Raw genomic sequence first — 12838 nt, forward strand, 5'->3', positions numbered from 1 at the left:
AACGGGCGCGGTGCCGACTCGGTGGACGCGGCGCTGGAGCGCCTGCGCGGGCAGGGGGCCGTACGGCGACTTCCTCGCGGCGCCCGGTGACATCACCTCGTGCGGGGCCCGCGGCGAGCGGCGGTGTGACCGTCGGCCGCGTGCTCGCGGGACCGACGCATACGCCCGGCGTGGGGGAGTTCGTACGGGGGCTGATCGACTCGATCGTTCCCTGACCGGGGCACCTTCCAGTCCCGGTCAGGGAACGATCGAGTGGTGACGCGGTGAGCCGGTCAGGCGATCCGGTGGACCAGCTGGTTGGTGAGCTCGTAGCGGGCTCCGACGATGGCCAGCTTGCCCTGGGACACCCTGGCCGCGAGGTCGGGCTCGGCGGCGAGACGGGCCTGGACCATCTTGACGTTGGCGCTGACGGTGGCGTCGACGCGCGCGTCGCCGTGCTGGGAGTGATCTATGGCGGGCTTGATCTGGTCGGCCAGATACTGAATGTGGGCCGGCAGCCGCTCGCCGGTCTCCTCGGCCTCGACCGCCGCGGCGACGGCGCCGCACGACTGGTGGCCCAGGACCAGGACCAGCGGGATCTCCAGCTCCAGCACGCCATAGGCGATGCTGCCGAGGACGGCCTCGTCCAGGACCTCACCGGCCGACCGTACGGTCATCAGGTCGCCGAGGCCCTGGTCGAAGGCGAGCTCCGGTGGCACCCGGGAGTCGATGCACCCGAGGACGACGGCGAACGGGTGCTGGCCCGTCACCAGGGTCTGCCGCACGGTCTCGGTCTCGTGCGGGTGCTGCTGCCGGAAGGTTCGCCAGCGCTTGTTGCCCTCGGAGAGCTCAAGAAGTGCCTGGTCGGGAGTTGCCGGGCGGGCACTCCTCGGCCGGGTGACAGCCGCGCCCGCGGAGGACGCGGTAAGCGTCACTCCCGCGGTGACGGCGGTTCCCGCGACGGCCGCGCGAAGCAGCGTCCTGCGGGGTGTTCCCGTGGCCATGGGGGGTCTCTGTGCGTGTCTGGTCAATATCACGGCCGGAGACTATCCGTGACAGCCTTGGCCAACGATTTCACTTGGTGATTTGTTGACCAGCTCTTGAGCCAACTGTGGCTCAAACAGAGCGGGTTCAATAGGCGCTCGGTGTCCGTTCCACAGCCGTTCAGCGGTTGAACCCGACCGGGGAGGCCGCCGGTCTGTGGTTGCATGGTTCGGTGAATCGACAGACTATGCCTACGGCCGATGACATCCCCATGTGTGATATCCGGCGTCGCGGCAGGGATGATCTCGACGCATGCGTACGGGTCCTGGCCGAGGTGCACAAGGGCGACGGGTACCCGGTGAACTGGCCGGAACACCCCACGGGCTGGCTTGCTCATCCCGCCCAACTCGACGCCTGGGTAGCCGAATTGGACGGTCGGATCGTGGGTCATCTCGCCCTTGGTCCGGCGGGCGAGGGCGATGTGGCCCCCGCGCTCTGGAGCAGCCGCGCCGGCACCACCATCCGCGAGACCGCCGTGGTGAGCCGCCTGTTCGTCGCCCCCTCCGCGCGCGGTCACGGGATCGGCGCCCTGCTCATGGCCCAGGCCGTGCGGGAGGCCAGAGAGCGCGGTCTGCACCCCGTACTGGACGTGGTGTCCACCGACGCCGCCGCGGCGGCACTTTACGAACGCATGGGCTGGAGCTTGCTCGCGGTTGTCGATCAGCGCTGGAGCCCGGATCAGACGGTCACCATCCGCTGCTACGCCGCCCCCGCCTGATCCAGCCGCCGCAGGGCCGCTTCGAGTTGCGGGGCCACATGACGCCAGGCCCAGGCCCGTTCGTCGGCCCCGTAACCACGCGGTACCCCTTCCGTCAGCATGATCAGATAGAGATAGCCGCGGTAGAGCGCCATCCGCAGCCGGGCTGACGCACCGAACCGCGCCAGGCCGCCCGCCGCCTCGTATCCGGCGAGGAAGTCGGCGTCCTCCTCGATCTCACCGAGCAGGGCCAAGGAGACGAAGTCCGCGAGCGGATCGCCCCAGAACATCCGCTCGCCGTCGATGATTCCGCTGACGGTACGGGCACCGGGCGCGCCGTCGAGCAGGATGTTTCCCTGCCACAGATCGAAGTGGACCGCGACGGGGACCGTCACCTCGTCGAGGACCTCCGACGCCCCGGTCATCAGGCCATGGATCGCGTCAGGCGTCCGCGGCAGCCGCGCCCCGTAGCGGACGGCGTCCTCCAGCAGTCGCTCCACCATGGCCGTGAACGCCTCACGCCAGCTCCCCGCGAGCGGGCCGAACGGCCGCGCCGGATAGCCGAAGCCCGGACCGGTCACCGTATGCGTCCGGGCCACCAGCCCGCCCAACTCCCGGCGCAGCCGGGTGCGTTCCTCCGGGGCGAGCTCCCCGTCCAGCTCCTGCCATGGCGTACCCGGACAGGCCGACATGATCAGAAACGCCCCGGTCGCGGCGCCCGGATCGGTCTCGTACCGCACCACGTCCGGCACCGGCACACTCCCGGTCGCGCCCACCGCCGTATAGAACTCGACCTCGCCGCGCAGCAGATCGCGCTCGTACCCGAGGCCCGGGAGTGACACGGACGGGGGAATTTTCACGACCCACCGACGGCCGTCGCGCAGCGAGATCCGGAAGAGCGCGTTGTACGTACCGCCCGACAGCGGCTCGCACGACACCACGTCTTCGGGTGGTATCCCGGCCACGCGGATCGCCGTACCCGCGGCCCTGGCCGCCGTGGACCCGGACTCGGTCGCCATGCGATCAGCGCCCCAGGCGGCGCGTCGAACTGCGCACCACCAGCTCCGGCTGGAGGACGACGGAGCGATGCGTGTGACGCTCCGCGTCCGGGCCCGTCTCGTCCATCAGCATCTCCGCCGCCGCCCGTCCCATCGCGTCGGCCGGCTGCCGTACGGACGTGAGCGGTACGACGGCCGCCGCCGCGAACTCGATGTCGTCGTAGCCGACGATCGACACATCGCCCGGCACCTCCACCCCGGCCCCGTACATCGCCTGCAGCACGCCCAGCGCGAGCAGGTCATTGGCGCAGAACACCGCGGTCGGACGCTCCGCGAGCCCCAGCAGCCGGGCACCGGCGTCGATACCGGACGCCACATCGAGCCGAGCCGACTCCACCTGCCGCAGGGCCTCTTCGGGCAGACCCGCCTCGCGCAGCGCCGCCAGCGCACCGGTTCGGCGGTCCCGGCACTGGGGGAGCGACATCGGGCCGCTGATATACGTGACGGAGCGGTGCCCGGCCGCCAGCAGATGCCGGACGGCGAGCGCGCCACCGGCCACATCGTCCACCGATACCGAGCACCCCTCGGCGGCGGGCACCGCCCGGTCGACATGGACGAACGGAATGCCCCGGCGCGCGAAGTCCCGTACGTTGGCGCCGGTCGCGTCCGCCGGGGTGAGCAGCACCCCGCGCACCCGCTGCTCGGCGAAGAGCGCCAGATACTCCGCCTCCTCGGCCGTGCTGCCCGCGCTGTTGCAGAGCATCACCCCGAGCCCCGCCTCACGCGCGGCCCGCTCGGCGCCCTTGGCGACGGCGACGAAGAAGGGGTTGGCCATGTCGAGGACCAGAATGGCCAGAATGCGGCTGGTACCGACCCTGAGCTGCCGGGCCGTCTCGCTCCGTACGAAACCGAGCTGGTCTATCACCGCCCGCACCCGCACCCGGGTGTGCTCCGAGACCTTCTCTGGCCGGTTGAGCACATTCGAGACGGTGCCGACCGAGACCCCCGCCAGCCGGGCCACGTCCTTGATACCGACCGTCTGCGCCACGCGTCCTGCCCGTTCTGTCACATCTCGTTGGTTCCCCTGACCGAGTGGACCATCCTAACGGGGGACACGGCCCCGCCCGGATATATCACCCACAGGTATGTCACCAAAGGAATGTCGCCCGGAGGAGGACAGCCATGTCCCCGGAGGCACGTCACCGCCGCGCGCCCTCGCCGGCGAGCAGTGCGGCGGCCCGGTCCCACTCCGCCCGGTCTCCGGTGGGCTCGTACCGGCGCGGCTCCAGCGTGGCGCGGAGCAGGGCGCGCAGCTCGGCGAGACCACCCCGGACAACGCCCGCGGCGCGCGCCTGGACGAGTACGTTGCCGAGCGCGGCGGCCTCCGCGGGACCCGCGACGACGGGCAGCCCGCAGGCGTCCGCGGTGAGCCGGCACAGCAGTTCGTTGTGGGCGCCGCCGCCGACGATATGCACGGTGTCCACGGCGCGGCCCGACAGCCGCTGGGCGTCCTCGATCGCCCTGCGGTGCGCCAGCGCCAGGGAGTCGAGGACACAGCGGGTGATCTCGGCCGGAGTCTCCGGCGCCGGTCCCCCGACGCGACGGCAGGCCTCCCGGATGCGGTCCGGCATACCGCCAGGCGCGAGAAACGCCGGATCGTCGGCGTCCACGAACGACCGCAGCCCCGGCACCCCGGCCGCCTCCCGCAACAGCCGGTCGAGCCGCTGCGGCGCGCCCTCGGCCTCCCAGGTGCGCAGACACTCCTGGAGCAGCCACAGGCCCATGATGTTGCGCAGATAGCGGACCGTGCCGTCGACGCCCAGCTCGTTCGTGAAGTTGGCGCTCCTGCTCTCCTCGGTGAGCACCGGGGCGTCCAGCTCCAGCCCCGCCAAGGACCAGGTGCCGGTGGCGACATAGGCGAACCGGTCCCCGGAGGCCGGCACTGCGGCGACGGCCGAGGCGGTGTCGTGGGAGCCGACGGCCGTCACCGGCACCGGGCTGGTCAGCCCGGTCTCGGCGAGCACCTCCGGCAGGAGCCGTCCCGCCGGATCGCCCGGACCGCGCAGCGGCGCGAAGAGCGTCAGATCGATGCCGAGCGCGTCGGCGACGGACCGTGACCACTCCCGGGTCCGGGGGTCGATGAGCTGGGTGGTGGAGGCGTTGGTGAGTTCGGTCCCGGCCTCGCCGGTGAGCCAGTACGCGATCAGATCGGGGATCAGCAGCAGTCGGCGCGCGGCGCCGAGCGCGGGACTGCCCTGCGCGGCGGTGAGCTGGTACAGCGTGTTGAACGGCAGGTACTGGAGGCCCGTGGCCCCGTACAGCGCGGACGGCGACAGCACCGCGCCGACCTTCGCCGCCTCGCCCTCCGTACGGGTGTCCCGGTAGTGCACCGGATTGCCGAGCAGCGCGCCGGTGGCGTCCAGCAGCCCGTAGTCGACGGCCCAGGTGTCGATCCCGACGCTCGCGGGCGCGCGCCCCGCCGCCGCGCCGGCCGCCCGCAGCCCGTCGAGCACGCCCGCGTACAGCGACAGGATGTCCCAGTGCAGCGTCCCCGCGGTCCGTACCGGCCGGTTGGGGAAGCGGTGGACCTCCTCCAGACGCAGCGTCCCGGCGCCCCGGCCGGAGACATGCCCGACCATGACACGGCCGCTGGACGCGCCGAGGTCGACGGCGGCGAAGGGGAGCGGTTCGGTGGGTGGCACGGCTGACCTCGTCGGAACTCGTCGAACAGCGGGGGAGACAGCGGAGGGGGGCAACGCCGGGGAGCGAGGGCGGCGGATGCGGGGGCTTTTGGCCAACGCCGCGAGTGTGCGTGATGGGCGGCGCGACGGGGCGAAGCTTGCCGGGAGGGGCACTAGGCCGATGGACCGGCCCGGCTCCCCGGCCGATGGCCTGGCCCGCCCGCTCCGCCGTGACCTCAGCGCAAGAACGCCGCCGCGACCCCCGCGTCGACCGGGACATGCAGCCCCGTCGTATGGCTCAGCTCGCCGCCCGTCAGGGCGAACACCGCGTTGGCCACATGCTCGGGCAGCACCTCCCGCTTGAGGATCGTCCGCTGCGCGTAGAACTCGCCGAGCTTCTCCTCCTCCACGCCGTACACCGCCGCGCGCTCCGCGCCCCAGCCACCCGCGAAGATCCCGGAGCCGCGCACCACCCCGTCGGGGTTGACGCCATTGACGCGGATCCCGAGACCGCCCAACTCGGCGGCGAGCAGCCGCACCTGATGGGCCTGGTCGGCCTTGGTCGCGGAGTAGGCGATGTTGTTCGGGCCCGCGAACACCGCGTTCTTGGAGGCGATATAGACGAGGTCACCGCCGAAGCCCTGATCGGTCATCACCCGGGCGGCCTCGCGCGAGACCAGGAACGAGCCGCGCGCCATGATGGAGTGCTGGAGATCCCAGTCCCGGGCCGTGGTCTCCAGCAGCGGCCTGGAGATCGAGATACCGGCGTTGTTGACGACGAGATCCACTCCGCCGAAGGCGAGCGCCGCCGCGTCGAACGCGGCCTTGATCTGGTCCTCGTCGGTCACATCGACGGTCACCGCGAAGGCCTTGTCCGTGCCGCCCAGCTCGTCGGCGACCGCCGTCGCGCTCTCGGTGTTGAGATCGGCGACGACCACACACGCGCCCTCGGCGACCAGCCGGTGCGCGATGGCCCGGCCGATCCCGGAGCCCGCACCCGTCACCAGCGCCACCCGGGAGGCCAGCGCCTTCGGGGCCGGCATCCGGCGCAGCTTGGCCTCCTCCAGCTCCCAGTACTCGATCCGGAACTTCTCGGACTCCTCGATCGGCGCGTACGAGGAGACGGACTCGGCGCCGCGCATCACATTGACGGCGTTGAGATAGAACTCCCCGGCGACCCGGGCGGTCTGCTTGTCCTTGCCGAATGAGAACATGCCCACGCCCGGCACCAGCACGATCGCCGGGTCCGCGCCACGCATCGGCGGCGAGTCGGGCGACGCGTGCCGCTCGTAGTACGCCCGGTACTCCTCGCGGTACGCGGTGTGCAGCTCCGTGAGCCGCTCCCGTACCCGCTCCAGCGGCGCGCCGGCCGGCAGATCGAGGACCAGCGGGCGGACCTTGGTGCGCAGGAAGTGGTCCGGGCAGGAGGTGCCCAGGGCCGCCAGCCGCGGATGCTCCGCGCGGGAGAGGAAGTCGAGGACCGGTTCCGTGTCCGTGTAGTGGCCGACCTGGGGCCGGTCGGTGGAGGCGAGACCGCGGATCAGCGGGGCGAGCGCAGCCGCCCTGGCCCGCCGCTCGGCCTCCGGCAGCGCCTCGTACCCCTGCTGTACGGGTCCGAACGGCTTGGGCGCGCCCCGCTCGGCGAGAAACGTCTCGGCCGTACGGATGATGTGCAGGGAGTTGCGTTCGCACTCCTCGGAGGTGGCGCCCCAGGCGGTGATGCCATGGCCGCCCAGCACGCAGCCGATCGCCCGCGGATGGGCCTCCTTGACCGCGGCGATGTCCAGGCCCAGCTGGAAGCCGGGGCGGCGCCAGGGCACCCAGACCACGGTGTCGCCGAAGCACTCGGCCGTCAGCTTCTCGCCGTCGGCCGCGCAGGCCAGGGCGATCCCCGAGTCGGGGTGGAGATGGTCCACATGCGGGGCGTCGACCAGCCCGTGCATCGCGGTGTCGATGGACGGCGCCGCCCCGCCCTTGCCGTGCAGGCAGTAGTCGAACGCGGCGACCATCTCGTCCTCGCGCGCCACACCCGGGTAGACCCCGGTCAGCGCGCGCAGCCGGTCGACCCGCAGCGCGGCCAGTCCGCCGGCGGTGAGCGTGCCCAGGTCGCCGCCGGACCCCTTGACCCACATCAGCTCGACCTCGTCACCGGTCACCGGATCGGTGGCGGATCCCTTGGCCGAGGTGTTGCCGCCGGCGTAGTTGGTGTTGCGCGGATCGGCGCCGAGCCGGTGCGAACGGTCGAGCAACTGGGCTGCCACAGGATGGATATGGGGCTGGTCGGTCATCATGTCCCTCTGTGAGGTGCGGTCTTCGCAAGGGCGGGGGTACGAGGTGAGCTCAGGCTCCCCAGCCGGCCTGGGTGCCGCCGATCCGCTCGGCGACGATCTTCTCGCCGTAGCCGGAGGCGTGGTAGGCGGCGACGGGGTCGGCGTCCGCGCCCAGTTCGGCGCGGACCTCGGCGACCAGCGGACGCACATCGGTGTTGAAGGCGTCCATCAGCGCCGCGTTCGCCGCCAGGACGTCGCCGGAGCGCTGCGCCGCGTCCAGCGCGTCGGCGTCCACCAGCAGCGCCTTGGCCGTGGCCTCCTGGACGTTCATCACCGACCGGATGATCGCGGGGATCTTCTCCTCGATGTTGTGGCACTGGTCGAGCATGAACGCGGTCCGCGCGGTGAACCCGCCGCCCTTGATCACCTCGTACATGATCCGGAACAGCTGGAAGGGGTCCGCGGCCCCGGCCATCAGATCGTCGTCCGCGTAGAAGCGGGAGTTGAAGTCGAACCCGCCGAGCTTTCCCTCGCGCAGCAGCAGCGCGACGATGAACTCGATGTTGGTGCCCGGCGCGTGGTGTCCGGTGTCGACGACGACCTGGGCCTTCTCGCCCAGCTTGAGGCAGTGCGCGTACGCCGTGCCCCAGTCCGGGACGTCCGTGGCGTAGAAGGCGGGCTCGAACAGCTTGTACTCCAGCAGCATCCGCTGCCCCTCGCCGAGCCGCTCGTACACCGCGGCGAGGGCTTCGGCCAGCCGGCCCTGGCGGGCGGAGATGTCGTCCTGGCCCGGGTAGTTGGTGCCGTCGGAGAACCAGAGCTTCAGATCGCGTGAGCCGGTGGCGTCCATGACGTCCACGCACTCCAGCAGATGCCCCAGCGCCTTGCGCCGGACCGCGGCGTCCGGATGGGTCACGGACCCCAGCTTGTAGTCGTCGTCCTGGAACACATTGGAGTTGATCGCCCCGATGCGCAGGCCCAGTTCGCGCGCCTCGGCGGCGAGCGCGCCGTAATCGTCCACGCGGTCCCAGGGGATGTGCAGGGCGACCGTGGGAGCCACGCCCGTGTGCGCGTGCACCCGGGCGGCGTCCGCCAGTTTCTCCTGTGGAGTCCGCGGCACGCCCGGCTGTGTGAACACCTTGAAGCGGGTGCCCGAGTTCCCGAACGCCCACGACGGCGTCTCGACAGCCTGTGACTTCAGCGCGTTCTTCACAGCGGACACGGCGGATCGACCCGTCATCTCTCAGCGCTCCCGTGGTGCGGACTCGGCGGGCGAGTCGGTGCAGCGATTCCTTATGAATCGTTTCATCGCGGTGAAGCTATGGGAGTCCCCGGTGCGTGTCAACCCTTTCCGCACCACCTTGGGTGACGCGAGGCGCACCCCTCGAATTCACCGGAAAATGTCGCGCACAGCCCATTGACGCCGTCGGTAGTGGCCGTTTAGCTTCCGTGCAACCTCATTGAAACCTTTCACGGCGGGTCGTGCCACGAGTCCCCACCGCTGAGGAGCCCTCATGAACCAGCCCGCCACGGGCCCCGCCCCGGTCCTGGCCCTCAAGGATGTGAGCAAGTCCTTCGGCGCCGTACGGGCCCTGCGGGACGTCTCCCTGCAGCTGTTCCCCGGTGAGGCACACGCTCTCGCCGGGGAGAACGGCGCGGGCAAGTCCACCCTCATCAAGACACTCGCCGGGGTGCACAGGCCCGACGCCGGCGAGGTGGTGCTCGACGGCGAGGCCGTCGTCTTCCACGGCCCGGCCGACGCCAGGGACGCCGGTATCGCCGTCATCTACCAGGAGCCGACACTCTTCCCCGATCTGTCGATCGCCGAGAACATCTTCATGGGCCGTCAGCCGCGGCGCGCGCTCGGCCGTATCGACCGCAGGGCCGTACGGGACACCACCGCGGCCCTGATGAAACGTCTCGGTGTGGAGCTGGACCCGGACCGGCCCGCCCGCGGGCTCTCCATCGCCGACCAGCAGATCGTCGAGATCGCCAAGGCGCTCTCCTTCGACGCGCGCGTCCTCATCATGGACGAGCCCACCGCGGCGCTGACGGGCAGTGAGACCGCCCGGCTGTTCTCCGTCGTACGGACCCTGAAGGCCGAGGGCGCCGCGATCCTGTTCATCTCCCACCGGCTGGAGGAGATCTTCGCGCTCTGCCAGCGGGTCACCACCTTGCGCGACGGCCGCTGGATCTCCTCCGAGCCGCTGGCCGGACTGACCGAGGACGACCTCGTGCGCTCCATGGTCGGCAGGGACTTGGGCGAGCTGTACCCCAAACAGTCCGCGGAGGTAGGGGAGATCGCCCTGTCGGTGCGCCGGCTGACCCGGGAGGGGGTGTTCCGCGACATCTCCTTCGAGGTGCGCAGGGGCGAGATCGTCGCCCTGGCCGGACTCGTCGGCGCGGGCCGCAGTGAGGTGGCGCAGGCCGTCTTCGGCGTCGACCGGGCCGACGCGGGCGAGGTGGTGGTCGACGGACGTACGCTCCCGGCCGGTTCACCGACCGCCGCGATGGACGCCGGACTCGCGCTCGTCCCCGAGGACCGCAGACAGCGCGGACTGGTGATGGACATGTCGATCGAACGGAACATCGCCCTCACCGGACTCGACCGGCTCGGCAGGGGCGGGATGGTGCGCCGGGTCCTGGAGCGCGGCCGGGCCGCGGACTGGGCCGTACGCCTCCAGCTCAAGTACAACCGCCTCGCCGATCCCGTCGGCGTACTCTCCGGCGGCAATCAGCAGAAAGTCGTCCTCGCCAAATGGCTGGCGACGGAACCGGCCGTACTCATCGTCGACGAACCCACACGCGGGATCGATGTCGGCACCAAAGCGGAGGTGCACCGGCTCCTCTCCTCGCTGGCCGCGGAAGGACTCGCCGTCCTCATGATCTCCTCCGACCTGCCCGAGGTGCTCGGCATGGCCGACCGGGTGCTGGTGATGCACGAGGGCCGGCTCACCGCCGAGATCCCGCGCGCCGAGGCCACCGAGGAATCCGTGATGGCGGCCGCCACCGGGCGCAACGAGAGGGCGGCGGCATGACCACCCTGATGGACAAACCCACCACGAGCACCAAGGACGACGGTTCGGCGCGCTCGCTCGTCGACGCCGTGTTCCGGGCCCGCGAGATCAGCATCGCGGGGGCGCTGGCGCTGCTCGTCCTCGGTACCTGGATCGCCAACCCGCGCTTCCTCGACGACCAGGGCGTCAAGGACCTCCTCCTCAACGCCTCCATCCTGGTCCTGCTCGCCGTCGGCCAGTCCGTGGTCGTCGTCACCCGCAATATCGACCTCTCGGTCGGTTCGGTCGTCGGCCTCTCCGCGTTCGCCTGCGGCAAGTTCGTCGCCGGCACCGATCACGGCGTACTCACCGTCATGCTGCTGGGCATCGCCCTCGGCGTGGTCTGCGGACTGGTCAGCGGCGCCCTGGTGAGCTTCGGCAAGGTCCCGGCGCTCGTGGTCACCCTCGGCATGCTCTACATCATCCAGGGCCTCGACTACTGGTGGGCGCAGGGTGAGCAGATCAGCGCCAATGACGTCCCCGACCCGGTCCTCGGCCTGGGCAGCGGCAGCGTCCTCGGCATCCCGTATCTGCCGCTCATCGCCCTGGCCCTGCTCGCCGCCACCGCGTACTACCTGCGCGGCTACCGGTCGGGGCGCGAGCTGTACGCGATCGGCTCCAACCCCGAGGCCGCCCGGCTGGCCGGTGTACCGATCCGCCGCCGGATCCTCGGCGCGTACGCCTTCTCCGGCGCCGTGGCCGGGTTCGCCGGCGCCCTGTGGCTCGCCCGCTTCGGCACCGTCGTCGCCGACAACGCGCACGGCTGGGAACTGACCGTCGTGAGCGCCGTGGTGGTCGGCGGCGTCGCCATCACCGGCGGCACCGGCACGGTCTGGGGAGCCGCGCTCGGCGCGCTGCTGCTCACCACCATCGGCAGCGCGCTGGTCGTCCTGAAGGTCGACTCGTTCTGGCAGGGCGCCATCACCGGCGCGCTGCTCCTCGCGGCCATCACCGTCGACCGGATCGTGTCCCTGCGCATGACAGCCGCACTGAGGAAGAGGAGCGCCCGACATGGGAATGGCGCCTGACACACAGACCGCGCCGCGGCCGCCCGCCAAGGCACCGGCGGCCCGCGCGACGACGGCCGGCGAGTTCGTCAAGTCCGTCGGACTGCGCTGGGACACGGCTGTCGGCGCTCTGCTGGTGGCGGTCTTCGTCGTCGGCCTCGGCACCACCGACGGCTTCGCGTCCGGGGAGAACCTCGCCTTCGCCTTCAACGACATCGCGGAAATCGCCCTGATCGCGCTGCCGATGACCCTGCTGGTGGTGGCCGGGCAGGTCGATCTGTCCGTCGCCTCGATGCTGGGTCTCGGCAGCGCGCTGACCGGCGCCCTGTGGAACGCGGGCTGGGCGTTCGAGCTGATCGTGCCCGTCGTCCTGCTGGTCGGAGTCGCCGGCGGTCTCCTCAACGGCTGGCTGGTCACCCGTGTCGGCTTGCCCTCGCTGGCCGTCACCATCGGTACGCTCGCGCTCTACCGGGGTCTCGCCTCGGTCGCGCTGGGCAGCGACGCCGTCACCGACTTCCCCCAGACGTACGCCAGTTGGGCCGTGGACACCACCACGATCCCGGGCACCTTCGTCACCTATCCCATCGCCCTGTTCATCACGCTGGCCGTGGCCACCGCCGTACTGCTGCACTCCACCGCCTTCGGGCGGTCGCTGTTCGCGATCGGCGCGCAGGAGGAGGCCGCCTACTTCGCCGGGATCAGGGTCAAGCGCTTCAAACTGATCCTCTTCGTGGTCACCGGGGTGTTCTCGGCCTTCGCCGGGATCGTCTTCACCCTCCGCTACGGCAGCGCCCGCGCCGACAACGGCCTCGGTTTCGAGATGCTCGTCATCGCCTCCGTCCTGCTCGGCGGCGTCGACTTCGACGGCGGCAAGGGCACGCTCTTCGGCGCGGTCGCCGGTGTGTTGCTCATCGGAGTCCTCAAGAACCTGCTCACGCTGAACGATGTGCCGAACGAGGTCCAGGTCATCGTGACCGGGCTGCTGCTCGTCGCGTCCGTCCTCACCCCGCGGGTCATCGCGACCGTGATCGAACGCCGGCACCGGCGCGCGACAGGTGCGGCCCCCGAGTCCTGAGCCGCCCGTACCCCGCAACCCCCGTACCCCG

General features: G+C 71.1%; 11 protein-coding genes. 5 read left to right on the forward strand and 6 right to left on the reverse strand.

Translation table 11 applies throughout. The annotated features are described in order from the left end of the window. Positions 1–86 precede the first annotated feature (86 nt). Positions 87–215: a hypothetical protein gene (locus tag IF11_RS42755; RefSeq protein ID WP_280521088.1), complete on the forward strand. Its 129-nt coding sequence runs from the start codon at positions 87–89 to the stop codon at positions 213–215. Positions 216–272: 57 nt separating this feature from the next. Here the strand turns inward: IF11_RS42755 and IF11_RS0126750 are convergent, their stop codons facing one another. Next, positions 273–983 (reverse strand): carbonic anhydrase, encoded by a 711-nt coding sequence (locus tag IF11_RS0126750; protein WP_030354293.1) that lies wholly within the window; start codon positions 981–983, stop codon positions 273–275. Positions 984–1234: 251 nt separating this feature from the next. Between IF11_RS0126750 and IF11_RS0126755 the strand changes: the two genes are divergently transcribed. Then, positions 1235–1741: a GNAT family N-acetyltransferase gene (locus tag IF11_RS0126755; protein WP_244888249.1), complete on the forward strand. Its 507-nt coding sequence runs from the start codon at positions 1235–1237 to the stop codon at positions 1739–1741. Here IF11_RS0126755 and IF11_RS0126760 read toward each other — a convergent pair. The 5 genes from IF11_RS0126760 to rhaI form a co-directional block, all read right to left on the reverse strand. Beyond that, entirely contained in the window at positions 1723–2739 is a 1017-nt protein-coding gene (locus tag IF11_RS0126760; protein WP_030354295.1) for a phosphotransferase family protein, read from the reverse strand. The genes IF11_RS0126755 and IF11_RS0126760 overlap by 19 nt on opposite strands. A gap of 4 nt (positions 2740–2743) precedes the next feature. Continuing rightward, complete coding sequence (locus IF11_RS0126765; protein ID WP_030354296.1) at positions 2744–3766, reverse strand: LacI family DNA-binding transcriptional regulator; 1023 nt, start codon at positions 3764–3766, stop codon at positions 2744–2746. A 151-nt stretch (positions 3767–3917) separates the two neighbouring features. Further along, positions 3918–5420 carry a rhamnulokinase gene (locus tag IF11_RS0126770; protein WP_030354297.1) on the reverse strand — a complete coding sequence of 501 codons (1503 nt, stop codon included), beginning with the start codon at positions 5418–5420 and terminating at the stop codon, positions 3918–3920. A gap of 215 nt (positions 5421–5635) precedes the next feature. After that, positions 5636–7687, reverse strand: a complete 2052-nt coding sequence (locus tag IF11_RS0126775) for a bifunctional rhamnulose-1-phosphate aldolase/short-chain dehydrogenase (protein WP_030354298.1) — start codon at positions 7685–7687, stop codon at positions 5636–5638. Between the two features lie 52 nt (positions 7688–7739). Then, complete coding sequence (gene rhaI / locus IF11_RS0126780) at positions 7740–8909, reverse strand: L-rhamnose isomerase (protein ID WP_030354299.1); 1170 nt, start codon at positions 8907–8909, stop codon at positions 7740–7742. A 274-nt stretch (positions 8910–9183) separates the two neighbouring features. Between rhaI and IF11_RS0126785 the strand changes: the two genes are divergently transcribed. The 3 genes from IF11_RS0126785 to IF11_RS0126795 are packed head-to-tail and all read left to right on the forward strand — an operon-like array spanning position 9184 to position 12807. Further along, on the forward strand, positions 9184–10707 hold the full coding sequence (locus tag IF11_RS0126785) for a sugar ABC transporter ATP-binding protein (protein ID WP_030354300.1): 1524 nt from the start codon (positions 9184–9186) through the stop codon (positions 10705–10707). Beyond that, complete coding sequence (locus IF11_RS0126790; RefSeq protein ID WP_030354301.1) at positions 10704–11753, forward strand: ABC transporter permease; 1050 nt, start codon at positions 10704–10706, stop codon at positions 11751–11753. The genes IF11_RS0126785 and IF11_RS0126790 overlap by 4 nt, the downstream gene beginning before the upstream one ends. After that, the gene (locus tag IF11_RS0126795; RefSeq protein ID WP_030354302.1) at positions 11737–12807 is read left to right on the forward strand and encodes an ABC transporter permease; all 1071 of its coding nucleotides are present in this window, start codon (positions 11737–11739) and stop codon (positions 12805–12807) included. Before IF11_RS0126790 ends, IF11_RS0126795 begins: the two co-directional genes overlap by 17 nt. Positions 12808–12838: the final 31 nt, after the last annotated feature.

The sequence above is a fragment of the Streptomyces scopuliridis RB72 genome (genome assembly GCF_000718095.1).
Lineage (GTDB): Bacteria > Actinomycetota > Actinomycetes > Streptomycetales > Streptomycetaceae > Streptomyces > Streptomyces scopuliridis.